This window comes from Streptomyces sp. AM6-12, assembly GCF_044327085.1.
In the GTDB taxonomy this organism is placed as follows: domain Bacteria; phylum Actinomycetota; class Actinomycetes; order Streptomycetales; family Streptomycetaceae; genus Streptomyces.
This window is the reverse complement of the sequence record NZ_JBIQWN010000001.1, coordinates 3,398,019-3,419,368: the sequence shown is the minus strand read 5'-3', so window position 1 is coordinate 3,419,368 and position 21,350 is coordinate 3,398,019. Positions and strand designations below refer to the sequence as shown.

Sequence of the window (21,350 nt, the reverse complement as noted above, 5' to 3'; positions counted from 1 at the left end):
CCGCCCCCTTGCACCGATCCACGCCCGCGCTCGTCCCCCACAGGCCGTCTGACGCCCCTCCGCCCCGCCTCTACCGCCCCGAGGAGATCGCCGACACCCTCGGATGCTCGGCCTGGTGGGTCAAGGACCGCGCGCGACGTCGCCTGATACCGCACACCCGGGTCGGCCGTGCCTACCGCTTCACCGCCGAGCATCTCGCCGAGATCATCCGCCTCTACGAGCAGCGGCCGGCCCAGCCTGCGCAGTCAGTTGCACGGGGGACGGAGCCGCTCTTCGAGCCCGGTACGCAGACCGGCTCCGCGCAACCTCGCCGCCCTGTCGTTGCGCCGGCGACCCGCCTGCGGGCCCGCCCGCCGCGTCGACAGCAGCAGTACGGCACCGTCGCGTGACCCGATCGCATCTGGCGTAGCCGAGGACAAAAAGAGGGGGACAGCGGGACTTGGGTTTCGCGGAGAAGCGTGGAAACTACTGGCGCGGCCGGTACAAGGTCGCGCCCGGCAAGCACAACACGGTCGTCGACGAGAACGGCAAGGCGATCAGGTTCGCCACCAAGGGCGAGGCCCAACGGGCAGCGGCTGAGGCCGAGAACAAGTACCGTCGGGGCGACTGGCGCGACCCGGCCCTCGGCCAGGAGACCTTCGGCGAGTACGCGAACCGCTGGTACGAGGCCCAGGACCTGGCGGCCTCGACGATGCAGAACTACAAGCGCCACATCGAGGAGCACCTGCTCCCCGAGTTCGAGGACAAGGCGCTCGCCGGCATCCTGCGCACGGACGTCGACCTGTGGGAGAAGAAGGAGAAGGCCGTGTACGCGGCCTCCAGCGTCAAGACCTGGCGCTCGACGCTCCACCTGATCTTCGAGGACGCGATCGACGAGGGCCTGATCACGTCCAACCCAGCCGCTCGGCGGCGCGGACGGGGTAAGCGCGCCGGCCGCTCCCGAGACCGTGGTCCGGAGAAGGTGGTCACCGACGCGCTCGGCATCCTGCTGACCGCCGAGCGCGCCGCCCTGCTCTCCGGCCGCGACGACGAGTTCGTCGCCGTGGTCCTCAAGGGGTACACCGGCATGCGCTGGGGCGAGGTCGTGGGCCTGCAGACCGCGTTCGTCCGCCCTGGAGCCGTCCGGGTCGAGTGGCAGCTGTACGAGCTCGACACGGGGGAGCTGGTGCGCTGCCCGCCGAAGGACGACAGCTACCGCACCATCGACTCGATGGACTGGCTGTCGGCGCTGGTCGCCAACCACATCGCCCGCACGAAGCCCGAGCCGTGCCCCTGCCACGGCAGGACCTACGTCTTCCGAGGACAGGGCGCGGCCCGCACAGGCGGCCACCAAGGCGCGAAGCTCGTCGACGTCGCCCGCTGTGCCGACGTCTCGACCGGCACGGTGTCCAACGTGCTCAACCACCCAGAGCGCGTCACCGAGGCCACGCGAGCGAAGGTCGAGCAGGCCATCGCGGATCTCCGGTTCGTGCGGGGCGGCGTCGTGCCGGAGCATGCCGCTCACTGGCGCAGGAACGGTTTCGCGACCTGGTTGTTCACGCCGGCGGTCTCCGGCTGGTACCCGAAGAAGGCACCGCAGGAGCCACGGCCGGTACCCCTGCTCGGCGAGCCTTGGCCCGGCGTCCCAGCACGGGGGCGGGGTGCCAGCGATCGGGCCGACGCCTGCTGGCTCCCGATAGCCAAGGGGCTCACACCCCACGGCCTTCGCCACACCCACCGGACGATGATGGAGGACCTGGGAACCGAGAAGGTGCTCATGGACGAACGCATGGGCCACATCGACGGCTCGGTCTCGGCGCGCTACGCACACGTCACCCCAGGCATGCGCAAGCGCCTCATGCTCGGGCTGACCGAACGATGGGAGACGGCGCTCGACGTCCGTCTGGCACTGTGCTCGACGTCGCCAGTGCGTGTGCTTAACGATCTGCTGCGCGCCCGCGCGGCCGCCGTACGGTAGCTTCATGGTGCCCTGCAACACTGCTTGGAAGGCCCCGTCCGTTCGCATTAGGCGCGTTGGCGGGTGTCCGCCAACGCACTCGTCAGCGCAGTGTGGCGACCGAGGGAGCCATCTCGACAGGGTCGTCTTGGCCGGCCACGGTCCACACCTCATCGGACAGGGTGATGCTGGGAGCGTCGCCGTGGTGGGGACGCCGACGGGTGACTCTTCGGCTGACCCATTCACCATTGCGCGGCACTGGCAGACCGAGGGTACGGGCGATCTCAGCCTGCTGGCCGGTGCCTCCGAGCAGGAGAATTCCTTCTCTGCGCAGCCTCTCCCGGGCGGTTCGAACCAGCTTCGGGCTGTCTGCGGTCAAGGAGACGGTGGAAACGGTGGTTCGATTGAGTATCCGGCCTTGCACGAGCCTGAAGAGGTTGTTCGCCCGGGCCTGGTTACCGCGTTCGCTCACGTCGGCGGTGAAGATCTGCGCGCGAAGCGACGCCGGAAGGTGGAGCAGGGTGTTCTCCGGCAGGTGTGCGTCGTGAAACAGCCAAACGACGGCTTGCCGGCCTGCGGCCGATAGCGTGCGCTTGAAGTCGCGGTTGGCTGCCTTGCTGAGGTGGTCGGGTTCGATGCGGATTAGTCCAAGGCTCCAGCTGGAGCGCTGGTCGTTGGCTGACACGAGCAGGCACACCCTGCCGATCTCGCCGGGTGTGATCGCCCATGTCGAGCCCGTGGTGAATTTCAACGCCACCTCCTGGCGTCCGATCAGGAGATCGGTCTCCCGGCCAGGCTGCAGTCTCCAGGCTGCCATGAGCTCGTGGGTGACCTTGGCGCCGAGGTAGGTCTTCTCTGCCTTGCCGAGCGTGGCCAGGTCGAACCGTCCCGTCCGCCGTCCGTCGAGCACGCTGTCGAGTGCATTGCGCAGGGCGGCCGCCGTCGTAGCCTCGAAGTCCGGCATGTCACGCAGGGCATCGGTGACTATCGTGACGTCGGAGGACTCATACCTGTATCCAGTTCCGGCGTCAGTGGCGGGAGAAGGAGCGTCGGTCCCGGCTGTGATGTCGGCGCGCACTGGGGGAACCGATGCGGCGCTTGCGTCCGGAGAGAGTCGGGTTACGGTGGTTGGCTCGTCCTGTGCGGAGCCGACCCGCGCAGTCGGGGTTGGGCGCTCGGCGGCGCGTAGCCGCTCACGCAGGGCTTGCAGTTCCTTCTCCTTCCGCGCCAGACGGCGCTCCATCCGTTCCACCTTGTTGTGTAGTGCGCGGTTCTCCCGCAGCACGTCTACGAGTTCAGGATCCGGCCTTCCGGACGCCGGCTTCTGCGATGCTTGGGGACTGTCGGCTGCCAGGACTGCGCGTGCGTCCAACAAGTGCTGCCTGACCTCGTCGGCCACGGCTTCCTTACGCTCCGGCGGAGCGAGCACCGCAATGATCGAGTAGATCAGTGAGGCGTTGTTCTGGAGCCCCCTGCCCCGGAGCCGATCCGAGAGCACCTGGTACGAGGGAGGGCGCGGGCCTTCGCGGTGCTCGGCCAGCAGGAGTTGCTGGAGTCCCTTCAGGCAGATCCCGCTGCTATCGACCAAGTCCCGCAGCAGCCCGACTATCTCCCGCATGGGCGCGCTGAGGTCAGGGTCCGGCTCTGACCACTGGCCGCCCCTCTTCCGGCGTGCCATCCCCCCGCCTCCGGTTCCTTGGATCTCCTTGAAGGAGCATTCAATCTAGCTGATCGGAAGATCGAACTTCCGCACCCCCATGGCCGTCCGACACCGTGGTCAGGCCAACCAGCAATCACCACGTGAGAAGGAATCTCGATGCGCCAGCGCACGGCCGATCTCTGCGCCCTCGCCATCATCGTTGCCGCACCCGCAGGTCTGATCGCCTTGAACCTTCCCTCCGATCAGATCATCGCGAGTACCTCCGCAACGGCCGTCCTCTACTCTGCCTGGCGCCAGGGCGGAGGAACGCCGCCGTCGCCGGATCCTCGGGGAGGGCGTGGGGCTGGCTCTGAGCCCGCCTCCGGCTCCAGAGCGGCGCAGGGGTCGGGAGCCGGCCCGGGCCACGGAGGCTGTCCGGATGAGGAGTAAGCCACCGCACCGAGCTCTCGTGCCTGGGCATTCATCGCTGGCGGCCGCGCAAGGTTCCTGCGCGCTCAGTAGTCGCGTTTGTTGTCGATCCGACGCCCACGTTCTTGCAATCATGCTCACGCTGGCTGGCTGGACAGCAGGTCATCGGGCTGGCACAACCCTCACAAACACGAGACCTGCTCGCCTGGCAAACCAAAACGGGTCGACGCCTCTCGCAGGTTCGCGCTGGGTCGAATCTCGCTACGTCGCGTGCTCGACGGCTCCTCCCCTGTGACCTGCCTGGCACCGCCTCCGAGTGAGAGGAGCGGGAGCCGCCTGGGAGCCGGATTCCGGAGTTGGCTCCCAGACGGCTCCCAAGATTGACCCAGGAACCACTCAGGGGCCTGATCCAGTAACTGGATCAGGCCCCTGACCTGGTACTACGGCGTCGGGGTGGCGGGATTTGAACCCACGACCTCTTCGTCCCGAACGCGATCAGCCCCCTACGTGACCTTGCTTCGGGACCATCGACCTGCTCCTTCGACTCCGGGACTGTCCACTACCGTCCGGGACGGTCTTGGTGCGGTTGCCTCATTTGGCCCCCCGTTTGGCCCCCCAGACCCTTCGTCGCTCGTGCGATGTCTGCGCTGACCAGCGCGGCGTGAGGGGGCGCGTTCGGCTGTGGTGCGGCTGCCGGCAGCGTGCATCGCTGCTGCTGGGGTCCCGTTGTCAGTGCGAGGCGGCATGATGTCCCTGGATGATGCGGCGTGGCATCCCGGGCCACGGTCAACCCCCACTTGCGGCACAGGGGGTTGTCCGCAGGATAGGAGCGAAGTTGGAGCGTGAACGGGTTGCGGAGCTTCATTACATCACCCCCATTTCGAATCTCGCGTCCATAGCAACGAGGGGTTTGCTGAGCCATCGTGCCGCAGAGGCGGTAGACCACCTTTCGGTAGCTTTGCAGGACGTACAAGACCGGCGGGCTCGGAAAAGCGTCCCCAACGGCGGTCCGCTTCATTCGTACACAAACCTCTACTTCGATGCTCGGAATCCGATGATGTACTACCTTATGAGCAAAGGGCATCGGGATCTTATGGTTGTGCGAGTACTGCCGGATGTGCTCGACATTCCAGGCACAGTTATCACGGATGGTAATGCGGCAGCGGACACAACCCTTTTTCTTGCGTCACCGTCAGGTTTGGCAGTTCTCCGTCACGATCTCGTCTATGCCGATAGCTGGAACCATAGCGATTTTTGGCAGAAAGTTGAATGCAAGCGCGCTCGATGCGCTGAAGTTCTGGTGCCTAATTCCGTATTGCCTAATTTCATCTTCGGCTGTTATACTCTGACCAAGCAGCAGGCTGAAATCTGCAAAGAGGCGCAACCAGATTGGAAGGTGGAGGTGAATACCCATGTCTACTTCCGTTAACAACGTGCGGATCGTTCAGGGGGACCTATTGCAGTCCTCCATGCACGGTCTCGTGAACACGGTTAACACCGTTGGCGTGATGGGTAAGGGTATCGCTCTGTCTTTCAAGAAGCGCTATCCAGAAATGTTCGCAGACTATGTGCGCAGGTGCAAGGCTAATCAAGTTCGCCTTGGTGAGCCGTACCCTTACGTCGCCGCGAATCACATGATTGTGAATTTCCCGACGAAGGCGCATTGGCGAAGTGTTAGCAAGCTGTCCGATATTGTTGCTGGGCTTGAGTACCTTAAGTCCCAGTATAAGGCTTGGGGCTTGCGCTCAATCGCCGTGCCACCGCTCGGCTGCGGGAACGGTCAGCTTGAATGGTCTGTTGTAGCTCCCGTACTCATCCGTCATCTTGGTGAGTTGGATATCCCGGTTGAGCTATATGCGCCATATGACGTCGATGTGACGTCCGGCCAGCTCAATCTTTGGGATGATAAGGAATCGCAAGAACCGCAACGCAGGATCGACCCTCAACTCATTGCGCTAGTGGAGATCCTTCATCGACTTGAAGGTCAGCCCTATCGGTGGCCCGTGGGCCGCATCATGCTTCAAAAGATGGCCTACTTCGCGACCATGGCCGGCGTGCCTACAGGGTTCAACTATGAGCGCGCCAGCTTTGGTCCATTCTCACCTCAGCTGAAACCGGCGATTGCGAAACTGCAAAACAATGGCCTACTGGCAGAGCGTCAGCGTGGCAGGATGTTCGAAGTCCAGGTGGGCGATGCATATAAGGATGCTCGAAAAGAGTACGCTGCGCAGATCGACAAGTGGAGCGACGCAATCGATTCAACTTGCGACCTGGTCGCAAGGTTCAATACGACTCAGGCTGAAATAGCGGCCACCGTGCACTATACGGCCTACTTCCTGTACCGAAAGAACGGTGCGATTCCAACTGCCACAGACGTGCTGAAGGCGGTTGAGGCTTGGAAGGTCCGGCGAGTCCCACCATTGAAGCGTGACGAAATCTTGCGCGCCATCGCTAATCTCGCTACACGGCAGTGGATTAGGGTGGTCCCTGACGAGTCGATTGAAGAGGCAGTCGAGGAACTCAGTTTGGTGTAGAAGCCGTGGGCCTGCGCTCGATTCAATGCGAGCACAGGCCCATGCCGACCCAGTTCCTTTGTTGGGCTGCCACGTGGTGCCGTGGGGCATGTGTCCGATCAGCGAGGCATGAATCCGGGCTTTTCGTCGGCGAGCGAGTGAAGCCGCGCGAGGTAATCCTGTGCCGCAGGTTCGGCACTGTACCGGCGCCTCATCTCGGCCGCGAGTTCGCGGCTGGTCATGATGAGCGACGGCACCGACTGCCGGTCCCCTTCGAGGGCTCGTTCACCCATGATGAGTGCCTGTTCCAAGTCACCCTCACGTGCCGCCGTGACGCCCAGCGTGACGCGTGCTTCAGCATTGCGCATCGGCGAGCGCTCGGTGCCGTCGAAGTCCGTTCCCGCCCTCAGCACCTCTTCGGCGAGCGTGCGTGCGAGCTTGTCCTCACCGACCAGGCGGTAGCAGTCCATCGCGTAGAAGTCGAACTTGGTGGGATCCACCACGAAGTGGTTGTCCAGGTTCTCGGGGTACGGCATCCCTTCGAGCAACCGCCGCCCCTTGTCCAAGGCCACCTCGACTTGCCGGCGGTCCCCGATCCGGGCCCACGCCTTGGCTTCCTGGGCAGCGAGCTGCACGGCCACGCCGTGGTGCTGAGCCGTCTCGGATCCGGCCTGCGCCGCTGCGATGACGCCGCGGTAGTCGCCGGTCGTGAGGGCGAACCATGCCCGCATCTCGTGTGCCCACCCGGCGACCTCCGCATGGTCCGCCTCGGTCGCGAGCGAGAGCGCCGCCTGTCGCGTCGACTCAGCCGCGTGGCGTGCGCCCGTGTCGTACTCGACACAGCCGACCAGTAGCGCGAGCCAACCAGACAGTGCGAGCACCTCGCGGTGCTGCGCGAGCGTGAGGCTCTTCGTGTGAAGTTCGACGACACGACGGAGCCACTGCCGCCCCTCGATGAGGAGCTGTTCGCTCGGCATGAACGGGTACTCCGAGGCGAGCCGGTCCGCCGTGATCCGCAGGGCGTCAAGCGTGGCATTGTCGACGTCGGACCGGTTGAGACGGCTCACGATCTCCAGCGTCTCCATGCCGGACGCTGCAAGGATCTCCTTGTCCCCGTCGCGCCGCGAAGGGGCCGGGAAGAGCGCGTGCGTCACGGTGCCGAACAGAGCCGCGATGATCGGTTGGTAGAAGTCGTTCGGCATCTGGCCTGACTCCCAGCGCTTCCACTGGCGAATCATGCTGTCTTCTGCGGGCAGCTCCGTGGGAGCGTGCGCCCGCAGTGCCCTCACTGCCTGGCGCTGCGACCAGTCGCGCGCCATTCGTTCGGCAGCGATGCGCCGCGCCCATGCGGGCCTGTCGTTGGTCATGTGCCCTCCTCCGAGTGCCTACTCCGAGTCTCACCCGCGCGCTGGGGGGACAGGGAAGGGGACATGGGGGTGTCACTGGACATGTCCCCACCTCCGCTTCTCTGTCCCCTGGCTGTCACTTACGTCACACCTTCCGTTCCTCGCATGCTGGTTGCAGATCACGCACCACCCGGGGCGGAACGCTCTTCGAGCGCTGCGACCCGTTCAGCCAACGCCTGAATCTGGGAGCGGATTTCCTTGATGTCGTCGCGCACGTCGCTGCTGGGGGAAGCCCCGTCGCTGACGAAGTTGCCGAGGTTTCCGGCCGACACGATCAGCCCTTCGGCTCGGAGCGCAGCCAAGCCGTTCTGGATGGTCTGGCTCGCGAATCCGAAGCGGTCGATCAACTCGCGCTGTGACGGGAGCTTGTCTCCCGGTCTCATCTTCTTGATGTCGTCGCGAAGTGCGTCCGCGACCTGCACCGCTTTCGGCTTCGGCCCTCCTGTGACAGTCATGCTCTGAGCGTACCCACCACAGCGAACTAGCGCGCATCACCCCACAGAGGTTGTGCACCACAGCAGACTAGTGCAAGCTAGTCAACGAGCGGGCCTCCCGGATTCTCGGGAATCAGCCGCTTGACCTGCACGAATGCACAGGGCGGGGACGCTGCAATCCCGCTAAAGGCCAGGTGGAACAGGGCTTCGGCCCGTACTGGCGAGGTGGCCCGGTGACCGCGAGCAACGGCCGGAGAGTGGGGACGCGATCCCCCTTGCAGTGCTTCACCACTGTTGACCTCGTCGAAAGGACTCCTGATGTACCGACGAAAACCCTGGGCGCCACCGTTACGGACCGGTCGGCGGCGCCTGGACAGCATGCACGGTCCACCACGGCTCGCAGCACGTCACGCTGCGGCCGGCTGCCTCTCCCGTCCGTCCGTTCCGCGCACTGCGCGAGGACGTACGGGCGGGAGCGCGGGGAGCCGGAAGTACCGCTCCAACGGCGCGCACCCCCGGGGGGCCACCCGGGGGTGCTGTTCGGGCCGTTCCTCGCTGGAAGGAACCACGACCCATGTACCACGTTGTCACACTTCAGGACGCCGTTACGGCGTTCGCGGACTTCATGGAACCGACGAATGCGGAGCTGGACGCGATTGAGCAGGAGATGCCCGTCATCCTGGCGGACGTCGACCTGTTGGACGCGCACATCACCACCCTGGACCGCACCCCGACCGAACTGGACGTGCGGCGTATCCGCCGGGCCCGGCGCCGGGCGCTCGCCGCCCGGGTCGCGCTGGTCAACCGCGCGGCCGGTACGAGCCTGCCCGGGGGTGCGGCATGACGCTGGACGACCTCACGGTCCCCCTGCGCGCGCTGCGGCTGCTGGCCGTGGACTTCCCGCACCTGCCCGCCCCCGACGTGGATGTGTCCCCGATCTTCCCGGAGTGGCTGCGGCTGTCCTTCCACGACACCTCGGGCGAGAGCCTCGCCGCGTTCGAGCAGTGGCGCACTGCCCTGCGGATCGCCCCGGAAGCGGTCGACTCCCGCACCCAGAGCGACGGACGCACCCGCGTCCTGAAGGCCGAAGGGCAGTTCGCCGGCGCGGGCATCGTCCTGACCGCGTATGCCGATCAGCCGGACGTCGACCGTGCCCTTGCAGGGCAGGCGGGAGGTGCCCGGTGAGGGCCAAGACCGTGCTGCCGGCTGTCGCGATGACGGCCGTGTCGATGGTGCTCACCCTCGCGGTGGTCATGATGTGGCTGGGTGCGGCGGTGCCGTGGCCGGTCGCTCTGGTCGTCGGTCTCGGTATCGACGGTGGATGGCTGGCCACCCTCGCCTACGAACGCCGCCTGGCCGCGCAGGGTGACCACAACCGCGCCGTAACGGCGGTCGGTTGGTCCTTCGGCGTTCTCGCCGCCGGCGTCTTGGTCGCGCACGCCCTGACCGCTGAGCACTCCGCCGGCGCCTGGCTGGCCGTGGCGTGGCTGCCGATCGCTGCCAAGGCCCTGTGGCTCGTCCACAGCCTGTGGGAGCGCACCGCGCTCACGCCGCTCGCGCTGGACGCGATCCGGGGAATCCAGCAGGAGGCACGCGACGAAGCGGCCGTGGCCCGCGCCCGGCTGCGGGCGGAAGCCGCGACGGAGGAGACGCGGCTGACGGCCGTGACGGAAGCCGGCGCCCGCGTCGCACGCGTCCAGGCACAGACCGCGCAGAGGCTCGCGGGGGCGTGGTCGACGCTGGAGACCGCCCGCAAGGGCGAGGAGACCGGCAGGGCGCTGACCAGCGTGACGAGCTGCGTCACACCCGGCGTCACGCCCCACTGGGAACTCCCCGTATGGGGCCCGACCGATCCGGTGCCGGCGCTGGAGACGGGGGCGCCCGCACTGTCGGATGACGCGCTGGACACGCTCGTTCACGACATCCGGCACAGCCAGACGCCGCCCCTGTCGTACCGCGACATGGCCGCCCGCTTCCGGGCCGCCGGCCACTCCGCCTCTGAGGTCCGGTTGCGGGCCGCGTGGAAGCGCGTCGCCTGATGGCTGCGCTGCCGGTCTACCGGTGGCGCATGGCCCCGGACGGCTACGCCACCCGCCGCCAACTCCGTGCCCGTGGCCTGCGGCCCGGTGGCCAAGACGTGGCCGCACAGCTCGAACGGCCACGCCGCCGCCGGGGCCCGCTGGTCGCCTACCTCTACCGCATCGACCTCGCCAAGCCGGTCCGTCCCATGACGCCGGCCCGATGGGCGGCGCTCGCCAAAGCCAACGCCGCCCGCCGCACCTGCCCCGCCTGCCGGCGTGACGCCGGCTACGTCATCCCCACCTCACTCGGCATCTGCGCGCCGTGCGCCTACCCCGAGCAGTACGCCGCCTGAACTCCCGGCGGGGCCCGTCCGCCCACCTCCTACAGCGACGGACCGGGCCCCGCCTTCCCTCTGCGAGAGAAGGAAGCCTCAGTGAAGCATCCCGACGACGACCACGAACTGTTCAACCGCCTGGAAGCCGAAATGGCCGCCGACCACGGCGCCGATGTGGTCGACCTGGACAAGGCCCGCGCCGCCCGCGAACCGGCCCCCACACCCGCCCCGGAGCCGGAGCCGACGGACCCGGACACGCCGGTCATGGTCGACCAGCCCGCCCCCGCGGCTACCGGTCCCGGCTACCTCGGTCGGCTCGCCGGCGCCCGCCGCCGCGCGGTCGTGCCCATCTGGCTGAAGTCCGTGGCTGAGCTGCGCACCGCGTCCGCGTGGGTGGCCCGCCACTACGCCCACGCCGCCGGCTACCACGCGCTTCGTGCCCCGGTCTACGCCGCCCGTCTCGCCTTCCAGGCCCCGGCCGGCGCCGCGAAGTTCGGCGGGGGCACGATGCGGTGGGTGGCCGACCGTGAGGGCGAACCGGTCCGGCTCGCCGCCGTGCGGCGGGAGGACGCTGCCGAGTACCTGAAGCTGTCGAGGCAGCGTGACGGACGGGTCCGGCTGCGGACCCTGGTCGCCGCGCTCGCGATGTTCACCGGCCTCGGTCTCGCGCTCGCCCTGTACGTGCTGGCCCCCGACTGGCTGCAAGCCGTATCCGTGGGCGCGGTCGTCCTCGCCCTGGGGGCCGCTGGCCGCAAGGCGGACGCCCCGGTCGTGCACCGGGCCGTGGAACTACCCAAGGCGACCAAGCTGACCAGTGACATCGTGCTGCGGGCCCTGGGAGCGCTCGGCATTCCCGCGATCAATCAGGCACAGGGCAAGGGACGGGACGGGTTCGAGTTCACCGCCCCGATCACCCGCGACGGGCCCGGCTGGCGTGCGGAGGGCAACCTGCCCTACGGCGTGACCGTGACGGACATCATCGAGCGTCGCGAGCGGCTCGCTTCCGGTCTGCGCCGCCCGCTCGGGTGTGTGTGGCCCGAGGCGGTCCCCGATGAGCACACCGGGCACCTGGTGCTGTGGGTCGGGGATCAGGACATGTCGCGGGCGTCTCAGCCGGCGTGGCCGCTGCTGAAGTCCGGCAGCGTAGACCTGTTCAAGCCGGTCGCCTACGGCACCGACCAGCGCGGCCGGTGGACCGAGGTGACGCTCATGTACATCGCGGGCGTCATCGGCGCCATCCCGCGCATGGGCAAGACGTTCCTTCTGCGTCTGCTGCTGCTGATCGCGGCTCTCGATCCGCGCGCTGAGCTGCACACCTACGACATGAAGGGCACCGGCGACCTGGACCCGGTGGGCAACGCGGTCGGCTACCGGCACGCCGCCGGCGACGACGACGAACCGGTGCAGTATGCGCTGGACGACTTCCGGGCCCTGCGCGAGGAACTGCGCCGCCGCACGAAGGTGATCCGGTCCCTGCCCCGGGACATCTGCCCCGAGTCCAAGGTGACCAGCGCCCTTGCCGACAAGCGGTCGTTGGGGCTGCACCCGATCGTGGTCGGGGTGGATGAGTGCCAGGTGCTGTTCGAGCACCCCGAGCACGGCAAGGAGTTCGAGGAGATCATCACCGACCTGGTCAAGCGCGGCCCCGCCACCGGCATCGTCGTGTTGCTGGCCACGCAGCGCCCGGACGCCAAGTCGCTGCCCACCGGCATCAGCGCCAACGCATCCGCGCGGTGGTGCCTGAAGGTGATGGGCCAGTTGGAGAACGACATGGTGCTAGGCACCTCCGCCTACAAGCGCGGGGTGCGGGCGACCATGTTCGCCTGGGGAGACAAGGGCATCCACTACTTCGTGGGTGAAGGCTCCGACGCCCGGATCGTCCGCTCCGTCTACGTCGACGCCGGCGGCGCCGAAACCATCGCAGCCCGCGCCCGCCGCGTCCGCGAGAAGGCCGGACTGCTCGCCGGCCACGCCCTCGGAGAGGCACCGGAGCCGACCACGGCCGCCTATGACCTGCTGGCGGACATCCTCGCGGTGGTCCCGGCCAAGGAGGCCAAGGCGTGGTCGGAGACCATCGTGGCCCGGCTCGCGGACCTGCGCCCGGAGGTCTACGACGGATGGGACCCCGACGCGCTCGCCGCCGCGCTCAAGCCGCACGGCGTGTCCACCATCCAGGTCGGGCGCCGGGTGAACGGCAAGGTCGTCAACCGGCGCGGCGTCGACCGCTCCCACATCGTCGCCGCGATCGCGGAGCGTGACGGAAAGCGGGACGCGGGCTGACGCTCCGGGGCCGCTAACGATAGCGGCAACCCCCGCTAACGTTAGCGGCCCCGCTAGCGCTCCAAACCGCCTCTGATCAGGCCGCTAGCGGATAGCGGCCCACCTGCGCAAACCCCGAAAACCTGCCTGGGAGGGCCCCGCATGACCTCCGCCCTGCTCGCTATCACCCTCATACTCGGCATCACGCTCTGTTACGCCGGGGTGTGTGCGGTGTCGCCGTTCGGAGACTGCCGCCGCTGCCGTGGCATGGGCCACGCCCTGAAGACCGACCGCAAGGGACGCATGAAGCGCGGCAAGGACTGCCGCCGCTGCCACGCCACCGGCAAGCGCATCCGCACCGGGCGCTGGCTCTACAACCGCTGGGCGCGCATCTACCGCGCCGGCACCGACACCCCGGGAGGGTCCCGATGATCCTCGACATCTCCGCCGTGCTGCTGTTTGGCGCCGCCTCCGTCTTCGCGGTCAAGACCAAGTCCGCCGGCGGCGGCGCCGCGCTCGTGCTGTTCCTGTTCGGGTTCTTCGCCGCCGGGACCGGCGCCTACGAGCCCATCCACAACCTCGTGCAGGCATCCGCCGACGCCCTGTCCGCCCTCGGCAACTGAAGGGACACCCGGCCGTGAACGAACCCACCACCCGCCCGACCGCGCCCCTCGTGGTCCACCAACCCACCCCGATCACCCCCGCCGCCATGCACGCGGCGCCGATCGTTCCCGTCCAGCCGGACCACATACCGGCCGTGGCGAGCGTCGTCCTGCCGGACGGCCGTGTCGTCACCGGCTACGCCGTGGCACCGGCTCAGCCCGAACCGGTCGCCGCCAAGCCGGCCGTGTCCCGCACGGCCGTGAACGTCGCCCTCGGGGGCGTCGGGTTCCTCGCGGTGTGCGGCGGGCTGCTGCTGCTCACCTCGTTCATCGCCGCACTGACCGCGTTCATCGGCCAACTCATCATCCTCGCCGCAGTCATCTTCGGCGGATGGATCGCTGTCCAGGTCTTCAGCACGAGCGGCCACCACGGCGGGACCACGGTCAACATCCGTAAGGCCGTGATCAAGCGCAACCACTTCCACGGCTGACCAGAGGAGATCACTGCGTGTTCGAAGACGAGTACTGCGACGAGTGCGGCGACTACGGATGCCCGGGCCACTTCCTGTGTGACGAGTGCTCCGGCGACATCTGCAACGAGTGCAGCGGCTGCGACTGCCCCGACAGCTACTGCCCCGGCCCTATCGCCCACATGACCGGCACCGACTTCTAGCTACGCCAAGGGCGGCCCCCGATTCCGCCAAGAACACCGGGGCCGCCCTTGTCCACTTGCCAACCACTTGACCTGTGGAGGTCTCCCAGCATGACGCAACCGACCCTGATCCGGCGAGGGCGGGACGGCATGGGCCCGCTCCCCGAACCCTTGCCGGCTGCGCTGGCACTGGCCGCTGCCGGCGTGCCGGTCCTGCCCCTCCGACGGGGCAAGGTCCCGTTCGGCAACTGCCCCACCTGCGCGGGCAACACGTGCGGCGGCCGACCGAACATGAAAACCCCAGGGCCCTGCGATTGCCCCGGCGTCTGCCACGCGTGGGCCGCCGCCACCACCGACCCGGCGGTCATCGTCTCGCCCCCGTGGGCGGCGGCGTGGCGGCAGGCGGTGTGCGTCGCGTACCACCCCGGCGCCGCCGGGCTGACCGTCGTGGACCTGGACAACGCTGACGCCATCGCATGGGCCCATACCGCCCTGCCGACCACGCGAACCGTGCCGACGACGCGCGGTGAGCACTGGATCTACCGGGGCACCATGACCTCTCACAACGCGGTCCGGCCCGGCGTCGACATCAAGTCGTCCATGTCCTACGCCCGCTACCTGGGGCCGGGCACTGGTCACATGGTCGACCTGCCGGACGCCGTGCGCGCGCTCGCGGCGAAGAAGCCTTCCCCCGTCCGGCCGGTGCCGCACGTCGCCACCGCGCCCGCAGGGATCGGCTTCGGGGAGTGCCCGCACCGCACGCCCGCCTACCTGGAACGCGGCATCGCTATGGCCGTGCAGCGCATCACCGAGGCGCGCAGCGCGGTCCACGCGACCGTGTACCGGACGTTCCTCGCGGTGCTGTCCACGCACGGCCGGTGCGGCTGCCTCACCGAGGCTCACGTCACGCGGCTGTTCACCGTCGCGCAGACCAAGGGCGAGACCCTGCGGCACTGCACGGACGCGTGGACCAACGCCCGCACCACGTTGGGACTGTGATCATGTCCGACGACGACAAGACTCCCGCCCGCGACGTCATCGCCGGTTACGCGCAAGAGCACTTCCGGTACTTCCGCACCGCTGACGGCACCGTGTACGCGCAGAAGAACGGTCACCCCGTGGCCCGCCCGATCCGCTCCCAGGGCACCTCGGGCAGCCACCGGCAGGAACTCATGGTCGGTCTCTTCCGCGACGGATACGGCGTCTTCAACGGCACCGCCTTGAAGGAGGCACTCGACTTGATCGAGGCACTCGCGCTGAGCCAGGACGTACAGCCCGTCCACATCCGCGTCGCGCCGGGGTTCGATGGGGCGACGTGGCTGGACCTGGGACGCGACGACGGACAGTCGGTCCGTATCCACCCCACCGGATGGGACATCCGCACCCCCGACCCCGCAGAGGTGTGCTGGCGCCGCACCCAGCTCACGGGCGAATTGCCCATGCCGGCCAAGGACACCGACGGCAAGGGCATCGATCTCCTGCTCAGGCTGTGCAACTTCGCCAACGCCGAGACCGAATGCCTGGCCATCGCGTGGCTGATCGGCTGCCTCGGACCGTCCGTGCCCGTCCCCGCTCCGTTCCTCACCGGCCCCCAGGGGGCGGGCAAGTCGACGGGCGGGCGGATGCTCGTGCGGATCATCGAGGGTATGAGCGGTGACCTACGCCGCGCCCCGAAGGATGAGGAAAACCTGATCGCGGCCGTGGCCGCTGGATGGGTCACCGCCCTGGACAACCTCTCCCACCTCGCCCCCGACCTGTCCGACGCGATGTGCTGCATCGTCACCGGCGCGGAGACCGTCAAACGCGCCCTGTACACAGACGGGGACGTGGTCCGGGCCCGCTACCGCCGCCCCCTGCTGCTGACCGGCATCGACGTCGGGGTGATCCGGCCCGACCTTGCCGAACGTCTCCTGCCGCTGCGCCTGGAACGCCCCAGCGTCCGGCGCACCGAAGCGGAACTGTGGGCGGAGTACGCACAAGCCCTGCCCGTGATCCTCGGCTCCCTGCTCGACCTCACGGTCAAGGTGCGTGCGGCAGAGGCGGACATCCCGACCGACCTGCGCATGGCCGACTTCGCGCACCTTTGCGCGCAGCTCGACGCGGCCACCGGGTTCGGAGCGCTCGCCGCCTACCGGGCCAGCCTGGACGACCTCAACGACGACGTGATCGAGGGTGACCTGCTGGCGCAGACCGTCCTGAAGCACGCCGCCGGCATCGCCCCGGGGGCAGAGGAGCGGATGACCTCTGCCGAGTGGCTGCACGCCCTCACCGGCCTCTACAGCGGCGAGGACTGCCGCCCCCTTCCAAAAGGCTGGCCGACCACCGGCAAAGTCCTCTCAGACCGCCTCAAACGCCTTCAGCCCACCCTCGCCGCCCGGGGCGTCCTCATCGACTGGGGACGCACCAAGGCGGCCCGGTACATCGAAATGGCCCGGCCTCCGGCCCCGCCGCCCGCACACGAGCAGGAACCGGCATTCTGACCGCCGGCACCCCTGACGGTCGACACAAGCAAGAGGAGCACCCCGACCCAGCGTGCTCCTCTTGCTCTTCGGCGGCGGCGCCGCCCTGCGATGGTCGTGCCGCGAAGCGGCTCCTTCTTCACGCCCTGAGTCGCGCACTACAACAGACATCACCCCTCTCTTGTCCGAAGTAAAGAGACGCTGCGTCACCTGTGTCACCCACGGACGGCAAACGCCCCGTGACCTGCTGAGAGATTGGTGACGCAGACGGGCGGCGGGTGCGTCATCCCGCGTCACCCGCGTCACCCGGTGGCGGCAGCTTGCGTCACCGGTGACGCACTTCGAAACTCCCTGCGTCACTCAAACCAGCAGCTCAGAGCCCTGAATGACGCAGATGACGCGGTGACGCAGAAATCCGCACCTCGGACAGATGCCCTGGAGTCACTGGATGAGCACAGTCGCAGAACCTGCTGAACAGCTCCTCTACCGCCCTGAAGAGGCTGCCAAGGCTCTCCGTATTGGCCGATCGATGGTCTACGAGGAGATCCGACTTGGACGCCTCAAGACCGTCCGCATTGGCCGCCGCCGACTTGTGCCACCTGAGTACATCGAGCGGTACGTCGAACTCCTCAAAAGCGAGGCGGAAGCCACCGGCTGAACCTCAACATCCCGACCGCCAGGGCCGCGTCCTTTAAGGGCGCGGCCCTGCCCCATGTGGAGGCACAACACAGCATGACTGAGACCCCGAAGCGTGCCCAAAGGGCTGGCCACGGTGCGGACACGATCTATTGGGACCCCGTCAAGAAGAGCTACGTCGGAGCCGTCTCTCTGGGGTATGCGCCGAACGGCAAGCGCCGCCGACCGAAGGTGTACGGCAAGACGAAGACCGAAGTCCGCCAGAAGATCCGGGACTTGAAAAAGGAGGTTCAGACGGGCGTCAAGGCACCGGCCAACTACACCGTGGCCGACGCCGTGAACGACTGGTTGGAGCGCGGGCTGAAGGGGCGCGACGAGAAGGGCACCATCGGCAAGAACCGCTCGATGGCGAACAAGCACCTGATCCCGTTCATCGGCAAGGCCAAGCTGAAGGAACTCAGCGCGGACGATGTCGACGACTGGTTGGACGACAGGGCCGAATTCCTGGCGACGCGAAGCCTGCGAGACCTGCTCGCCATCTTGCGCCGCTCTATCGCGCACGCTCAGCGCAGGGACAAGGCCGCGCGGAACGTGGCCCTACTCGTCACCGCACCGGAGGGACGCCCCGGTCGACCGAGCAAGGCGCTCAATTTGGAGCAGGCGAAAGCCGTGCTCACCGCCGCGCGTCCGTCACGGCTGTACGCCTACCTCGTGCTCTCGCTCCTCAGCGGTGTGCGCACGGAAGAGGCGCGACCCCTCACCTGGGATCACGTCTTCCTAGAAACGACGGACGGCATCCCGCCTCACGTCGCGGTGTGGCGTTCGGTGCGCAAGCACGGTGAGACCAAGACCAGGAAGAGCCGCCGGACCATCGCTCTGCCGAAACAGGTGGTCGAGGTGCTCGAAGAGCACATGCGATGGCAGAAGCAGGAGCGGGCATCGAGAGGGATGGAGTGGAGCCCGACCGGCCGTGTCTTCACGACTCGGAGTGGCGAGCCGCTGGACGCTGCCAACGTCCGGCGAGACTTCAAGGCCATCGTGAAGAAGGCCGGACTGAAGCCTGAGTGGACGCCCCGGGAGCTCCGGCACAGCTTCGTATCCCTGCTCTCCGACCACGGCATCCCCCTGGAACGGATCGCACTCTTGGTCGGTCACAGCAGTCAGGCGACCACAGAGGCGGTCTACCGCAAGCAGCTCCGGCCCGTGATCACGCAGGGCGCCGAAGCGATGGATGACATCTTCGCCGAAGATCAGGAAGGGGAGGGCACGGGGGACGACGAAGAGGGCGACGCGGTGGCCTGATCAAATTCGTTTGGCCCCCTGTTTGGCCCCCCGAGCATGACAGAGGGCCAATCGCGATCATGCGATTGGCCCTCTGGCCAGCGTCGGGGTGGCGGGATTTGAACCCACGACCTCTTCGTCCCGAACGAAGCGCGCTGCCAAGCTGCGCTACACCCCGGTGTCGCTGCTTGTCGCGGCGACGTCGTTTACTTTAGCCCACCGGGGGCCAGGAAACGAAATCGGTTCACAGGCGGCGGCTGATCGGGGTCGGGCGGGTGTGGTCGAGGGTCACGATGAGCCCGGCCAGGATGTAGGTCGCGAGGCCCAGGAGGAGCGCGTTGGTCAGGGTGGCGCGGTAGCCGTGGGCGGCGGGGTTCAGGAAGGGGTAGAGGTAGGGCGCGCCGCGGGTGAGGCAGAAGGCCAGGTAGGCCAGGGGGTAGAGGAGCCAGGTCGTGGCCTGCTGGAGGTGCAGGCGGGGGGCCGGGGTCAGGCACAGCCAGTCCAGCAGGGCAGCCGCGGGGGCCGCCGTGTGCAGGAGCTGGAGGGTGATCCACTGGGTGTGCCAGCGCTCGGGAGGCGTCGACCCTGCCGTCATGCTGAACGGTGTCCGGGCCAGAAGCAGGTGGTACGTCAGCGCGGACACCAGCGCGTACAGGAGGGCCGCGCCGGTCAGCCAGGACGGCAGGGCGCGGCGGCCGCGCCAGGCGCGGGACGCCGACAGGAGCGTCGTCACGGCCAGGATCACGCCCGCCTGCACGCCGAAGTAGCTCAGCGCGTGCGCCGGAGTGCTCCGCAGGACCGCGAGGGTCACGCCCGCCGCCGCGAGCAGCGCCGTCAGCAGGCGGAACGCCGCGGCCGCGGGGCGGTGGGAGGGGGCCGGCACCGCCCTGGCCGGCGCCGGGGAACGCGGGAGCAGCGGGGACGACGCCGGGACCGGGGGCAGGCCCGGAATCTCCCTGGGTATCTGGGCGGTCATGCCCTCACGCTAGGAAGCGACCGGCGTGCGGGCCATGTGGGCTACGCCAGGTGGGTGAGGGCCTCTCGTTCGGATCATGCCGGGCTCGCGGGGCCCGGCACCGCGCCTCGCGGCGTTGTCGTCGGTTGCCATGGCTCCGCCGTGTCGCCGTCCTCCGCCTCGCGACGCACGGCAGCAGACCCCCTCTCTCATCGGGCCTGAGCTGGACGGAAGACCCTAGGTCCGCGGCACCAGCGTCAGCAGCGTCGCCTCCGGGGGGCAGGCGAAGCGCACCGGGGTGTAGCGGTTGGTGCCGCAGCCCGCCGAGACGTGCAGGTAGGAGGTGCGGTCCTCGGCCGTGTGCGTGGACAGGCCCTTCACCCGGTCCGTGTCCAGGTCGCAGTTGGTGACCAGGGCGCCGTAGAAGGGGATGCACAGCTGGCCGCCGTGCGTGTGGCCGGCCAGGATCAGCGGGTAGCCGTCGGCGGTGAAGGCGTCCAGGACGCGCAGGTAGGGGGCGTGGACCACGCCGAGCGAGAAGTCGTACGACTCCGTCGGACCGCCGGCCACCCTGGCGTAGCGGTCGCGCTTGATGTGGGGGTCGTCCAGTCCGGTCAGCTCGATCGACACGCCCTCGATCTTGAGGGCGCCGCGGGTGTTGGTCAGGTTCACCCAGCCCGCCTCGTCGAAGCCGTCCCGCAGGTCCTCCCACGGGTTGTGGATCGCGCCGACCGCGGGGGCGTTGCCGTTCAGGCCGTGGCGGCCGTTCGCCTTCTCCATCAAGTAGCGGGCGGGGTTGCGGAGTTTGGGGCCGTAGTAGTCGTTGGAGCCGAAGACGTACGCCCCCGGGAACTCCATCAGCGGGCCCAGCGCGTCCAGCACCTCCGGCACGCCCTCCGGGTCCGACAGGTTGTCGCCCGTGTTGATCACGAAGTCCGGGCGCAGCCCCGCCAGCGAGCGCAGCCAGCGCTGCTTCTTGCGCTGGCCGCCGACCATGTGGATGTCGGAGACCTGGAGCAAGCGCAGCGGATGCATGCCCGGCGGCAGGACGGGGACGGTCACCCGTCGCAGCCGGAAGGAGCGGGCCTCGAAGCCCACCGAGTACGCCAGACCGGCGGCGCCGGCCGCCATGATTCCCAGGGGGATTCCGTATCGCGCGCGCATATGACCATCGTGTCAGACCGCGGCCGCGCTCCGGGACCGCCCACCCGCTAAAACGGCGGGCACCCGGTGCCTTCCACCTGAGACAATCGACCACATGACCACCACGCTCAAGTCGAAGCTCCAGGACGACCTCAACGCCGCGATCAAGGAGCGCAACGAGCTCCGCTCCTCGACGCTCCGGCTGACCCTCTCGGCGATCACCAATGAGGAGGTCGCGGGCAAGGAGAAGCGGGAGCTGTCCGACGACGAGGTCCTCAAGGTGATCACCCGCGAGGCGAAGAAGCGCCGCGAGGCGGCCGACGCCTTCGCGAAGGGCGGCCGCGCCGAGTCGGCCGAGCGGGAGAGGGCGGAGGGCGAGGTGCTCGCCGAGTACCTGCCGAAGCAGCTGTCCGACGACGAACTGAACGCGATCGTCGCCGAGGCCGTCGCGGAGGCCAGGGCCGGGGGCGCGGAGGGGCCGCGGGCCATGGGCGCCGTCATGAAGATCGTGAACCCCAAGGTGGCCGGCCGGGCCGAGGGCGGCCGCGTCGCCGCCGCGGTGAAGAAGCTCCTCCAGGGCTGACGCCGGGGACCGGGAAGACAGTACGGAAGACCGGGAAGACAGTACGGAAGTACGACGACGGGGCCGC

General features: G+C 68.2%; 23 protein-coding genes and 1 tRNA gene. 18 read left to right on the top strand and 6 right to left on the bottom strand.

The features are described from left to right. The first annotated feature begins 8 nt into the window (after window positions 1-8). Window positions 9-389, top strand: coding sequence for a helix-turn-helix domain-containing protein (locus tag ACE4Q9_RS15445; protein ID WP_397984809.1), 381 nt, complete (start codon window positions 9-11; stop codon window positions 387-389). Between the two features lie 50 nt (window positions 390-439). Beyond that, window positions 440-1,957, top strand: a complete 1,518-nt coding sequence (locus tag ACE4Q9_RS15440; protein ID WP_397984808.1) for a LacI family DNA-binding transcriptional regulator — start codon at window positions 440-442, stop codon at window positions 1,955-1,957. 82 nt (window positions 1,958-2,039) lie between these two features. On the opposite strand, the gene ACE4Q9_RS15435 is transcribed toward ACE4Q9_RS15440, so the two are convergent. Next, on the bottom strand, window positions 2,040-3,554 hold the full coding sequence (locus ACE4Q9_RS15435; RefSeq protein WP_397984807.1) for a NaeI family type II restriction endonuclease: 1,515 nt from the start codon (window positions 3,552-3,554) through the stop codon (window positions 2,040-2,042). A 1,285-nt stretch (window positions 3,555-4,839) separates the two neighbouring features. Here ACE4Q9_RS15435 and ACE4Q9_RS15430 point away from each other — a divergent pair. Together ACE4Q9_RS15430 and ACE4Q9_RS15425 are read left to right on the top strand one after the other, a co-directional pair. After that, window positions 4,840-5,433 carry a DUF4433 domain-containing protein gene (locus tag ACE4Q9_RS15430; protein ID WP_397984806.1) on the top strand — a complete coding sequence of 198 codons (594 nt, stop codon included), beginning with the start codon at window positions 4,840-4,842 and terminating at the stop codon, window positions 5,431-5,433. Further along, window positions 5,417-6,538, top strand: coding sequence for a macro domain-containing protein (locus tag ACE4Q9_RS15425; RefSeq protein WP_397984805.1), 1,122 nt, complete (start codon window positions 5,417-5,419; stop codon window positions 6,536-6,538). The genes ACE4Q9_RS15430 and ACE4Q9_RS15425 overlap by 17 nt, the downstream gene beginning before the upstream one ends. A gap of 98 nt (window positions 6,539-6,636) precedes the next feature. Here the strand turns inward: ACE4Q9_RS15425 and ACE4Q9_RS15420 are convergent, their stop codons facing one another. Together ACE4Q9_RS15420 and ACE4Q9_RS15415 are read right to left on the bottom strand one after the other, a co-directional pair. Next, window positions 6,637-7,884, bottom strand: coding sequence for an XRE family transcriptional regulator (locus tag ACE4Q9_RS15420; RefSeq protein ID WP_397984804.1), 1,248 nt, complete (start codon window positions 7,882-7,884; stop codon window positions 6,637-6,639). A gap of 158 nt (window positions 7,885-8,042) precedes the next feature. Continuing rightward, a complete protein-coding gene (locus ACE4Q9_RS15415; protein ID WP_397984803.1) occupies window positions 8,043-8,378 on the bottom strand; it encodes a GntR family transcriptional regulator in 336 nt (111 codons plus the stop codon). Window positions 8,379-8,931: 553 nt separating this feature from the next. On the opposite strand from ACE4Q9_RS15415, the gene ACE4Q9_RS15410 reads away from it, so the two are divergent. The 13 genes from ACE4Q9_RS15410 (at window position 8,932) to xerC (ending at window position 18,623) form a co-directional block, all read left to right on the top strand. Next, the gene (locus tag ACE4Q9_RS15410) at window positions 8,932-9,201 is read left to right on the top strand and encodes a DUF6284 family protein (protein ID WP_397984802.1); all 270 of its coding nucleotides are present in this window, start codon (window positions 8,932-8,934) and stop codon (window positions 9,199-9,201) included. Then, a complete protein-coding gene (locus ACE4Q9_RS15405; RefSeq protein ID WP_397984801.1) occupies window positions 9,198-9,542 on the top strand; it encodes a hypothetical protein in 345 nt (114 codons plus the stop codon). The genes ACE4Q9_RS15410 and ACE4Q9_RS15405 overlap by 4 nt, the downstream gene beginning before the upstream one ends. Continuing rightward, entirely contained in the window at window positions 9,539-10,396 is an 858-nt protein-coding gene (locus ACE4Q9_RS15400; RefSeq protein ID WP_397984800.1) for a protein spdB, read from the top strand. The genes ACE4Q9_RS15405 and ACE4Q9_RS15400 overlap by 4 nt, the downstream gene beginning before the upstream one ends. Next, the gene (locus ACE4Q9_RS15395) at window positions 10,396-10,731 is read left to right on the top strand and encodes an RRQRL motif-containing zinc-binding protein (protein ID WP_397984799.1); all 336 of its coding nucleotides are present in this window, start codon (window positions 10,396-10,398) and stop codon (window positions 10,729-10,731) included. The genes ACE4Q9_RS15400 and ACE4Q9_RS15395 overlap by 1 nt, the downstream gene beginning before the upstream one ends. Before the next feature lie 81 nt (window positions 10,732-10,812). Beyond that, a complete protein-coding gene (locus ACE4Q9_RS15390; protein WP_397984798.1) occupies window positions 10,813-12,993 on the top strand; it encodes a cell division protein FtsK in 2,181 nt (726 codons plus the stop codon). Window positions 12,994-13,134: 141 nt separating this feature from the next. Further along, window positions 13,135-13,404: a hypothetical protein gene (locus ACE4Q9_RS15385; protein WP_397984797.1), complete on the top strand. Its 270-nt coding sequence runs from the start codon at window positions 13,135-13,137 to the stop codon at window positions 13,402-13,404. Then, window positions 13,401-13,595: a hypothetical protein gene (locus tag ACE4Q9_RS15380; protein ID WP_328398940.1), complete on the top strand. Its 195-nt coding sequence runs from the start codon at window positions 13,401-13,403 to the stop codon at window positions 13,593-13,595. The genes ACE4Q9_RS15385 and ACE4Q9_RS15380 overlap by 4 nt, the downstream gene beginning before the upstream one ends. A 14-nt stretch (window positions 13,596-13,609) precedes the next feature. Beyond that, entirely contained in the window at window positions 13,610-14,065 is a 456-nt protein-coding gene (locus ACE4Q9_RS15375; RefSeq protein ID WP_397984796.1) for a hypothetical protein, read from the top strand. A gap of 17 nt (window positions 14,066-14,082) precedes the next feature. Continuing rightward, the gene (locus ACE4Q9_RS15370) at window positions 14,083-14,247 is read left to right on the top strand and encodes a hypothetical protein (RefSeq protein ID WP_358957433.1); all 165 of its coding nucleotides are present in this window, start codon (window positions 14,083-14,085) and stop codon (window positions 14,245-14,247) included. 90 nt (window positions 14,248-14,337) lie between these two features. Further along, a complete protein-coding gene (locus ACE4Q9_RS15365; protein WP_397984795.1) occupies window positions 14,338-15,225 on the top strand; it encodes a bifunctional DNA primase/polymerase in 888 nt (295 codons plus the stop codon). 2 nt (window positions 15,226-15,227) lie between these two features. Continuing rightward, window positions 15,228-16,706, top strand: a complete 1,479-nt coding sequence (locus tag ACE4Q9_RS15360; RefSeq protein WP_397984794.1) for an ATP-binding protein — start codon at window positions 15,228-15,230, stop codon at window positions 16,704-16,706. Window positions 16,707-17,133: 427 nt separating this feature from the next. Next, on the top strand, window positions 17,134-17,343 hold the full coding sequence (locus tag ACE4Q9_RS15355; RefSeq protein WP_274818003.1) for a helix-turn-helix domain-containing protein: 210 nt from the start codon (window positions 17,134-17,136) through the stop codon (window positions 17,341-17,343). Window positions 17,344-17,417: 74 nt separating this feature from the next. Continuing rightward, entirely contained in the window at window positions 17,418-18,623 is a 1,206-nt protein-coding gene (xerC, locus tag ACE4Q9_RS15350) for a tyrosine recombinase XerC (protein WP_397984793.1), read from the top strand. Between the two features lie 83 nt (window positions 18,624-18,706). On the opposite strand, the gene ACE4Q9_RS15345 is transcribed toward xerC, so the two are convergent. From ACE4Q9_RS15345 to ACE4Q9_RS15335, 3 genes are all read right to left on the bottom strand, one after another. Further along, a tRNA-Pro gene (locus tag ACE4Q9_RS15345) sits at window positions 18,707-18,780 on the bottom strand. A 66-nt stretch (window positions 18,781-18,846) separates the two neighbouring features. Beyond that, window positions 18,847-19,578: a Pr6Pr family membrane protein gene (locus ACE4Q9_RS15340; RefSeq protein ID WP_397984792.1), complete on the bottom strand. Its 732-nt coding sequence runs from the start codon at window positions 19,576-19,578 to the stop codon at window positions 18,847-18,849. Between the two features lie 216 nt (window positions 19,579-19,794). After that, complete coding sequence (locus ACE4Q9_RS15335; RefSeq protein WP_397984791.1) at window positions 19,795-20,721, bottom strand: metallophosphoesterase; 927 nt, start codon at window positions 20,719-20,721, stop codon at window positions 19,795-19,797. 94 nt (window positions 20,722-20,815) lie between these two features. On the opposite strand from ACE4Q9_RS15335, the gene ACE4Q9_RS15330 reads away from it, so the two are divergent. Continuing rightward, window positions 20,816-21,283, top strand: a complete 468-nt coding sequence (locus ACE4Q9_RS15330) for a GatB/YqeY domain-containing protein (protein WP_397984790.1) — start codon at window positions 20,816-20,818, stop codon at window positions 21,281-21,283. The last annotated feature ends 67 nt before the right edge of the window (window positions 21,284-21,350 follow it).

Bases quoted from the DNA above. Each gene is read 5' to 3' on its own strand.
- ACE4Q9_RS15435 (WP_397984807.1), bottom strand. From the start codon at position 3,554: ATGCGGGAGATAGTCGGGCTGCTGCGGGACTTGGTCGATAGCAGCGGG.
- ACE4Q9_RS15425 (WP_397984805.1), top strand. From the start codon at position 5,417: ATGTCTACTTCCGTTAACAACGTGCGGATCGTTCAGGGGGACCTATTG.
- ACE4Q9_RS15420 (WP_397984804.1), bottom strand. From the start codon at position 7,884: ATGACCAACGACAGGCCCGCATGGGCGCGGCGCATCGCTGCCGAACGA.
- ACE4Q9_RS15415 (WP_397984803.1), bottom strand. From the start codon at position 8,378: ATGACTGTCACAGGAGGGCCGAAGCCGAAAGCGGTGCAGGTCGCGGAC.
- ACE4Q9_RS15410 (WP_397984802.1), top strand. From the start codon at position 8,932: ATGTACCACGTTGTCACACTTCAGGACGCCGTTACGGCGTTCGCGGAC.
- ACE4Q9_RS15405 (WP_397984801.1), top strand. From the start codon at position 9,198: ATGACGCTGGACGACCTCACGGTCCCCCTGCGCGCGCTGCGGCTGCTG.
- ACE4Q9_RS15395 (WP_397984799.1), top strand. From the start codon at position 10,396: ATGGCTGCGCTGCCGGTCTACCGGTGGCGCATGGCCCCGGACGGCTAC.
- ACE4Q9_RS15385 (WP_397984797.1), top strand. From the start codon at position 13,135: ATGACCTCCGCCCTGCTCGCTATCACCCTCATACTCGGCATCACGCTC.
- ACE4Q9_RS15380 (WP_328398940.1), top strand. From the start codon at position 13,401: ATGATCCTCGACATCTCCGCCGTGCTGCTGTTTGGCGCCGCCTCCGTC.
- ACE4Q9_RS15365 (WP_397984795.1), top strand. From the start codon at position 14,338: ATGACGCAACCGACCCTGATCCGGCGAGGGCGGGACGGCATGGGCCCG.
- ACE4Q9_RS15360 (WP_397984794.1), top strand. From the start codon at position 15,228: ATGTCCGACGACGACAAGACTCCCGCCCGCGACGTCATCGCCGGTTAC.
- ACE4Q9_RS15355 (WP_274818003.1), top strand. From the start codon at position 17,134: ATGAGCACAGTCGCAGAACCTGCTGAACAGCTCCTCTACCGCCCTGAA.
- xerC (WP_397984793.1), top strand. From the start codon at position 17,418: ATGACTGAGACCCCGAAGCGTGCCCAAAGGGCTGGCCACGGTGCGGAC.
- ACE4Q9_RS15340 (WP_397984792.1), bottom strand. From the start codon at position 19,578: ATGACCGCCCAGATACCCAGGGAGATTCCGGGCCTGCCCCCGGTCCCG.
- ACE4Q9_RS15335 (WP_397984791.1), bottom strand. From the start codon at position 20,721: ATGCGCGCGCGATACGGAATCCCCCTGGGAATCATGGCGGCCGGCGCC.
- ACE4Q9_RS15330 (WP_397984790.1), top strand. From the start codon at position 20,816: ATGACCACCACGCTCAAGTCGAAGCTCCAGGACGACCTCAACGCCGCG.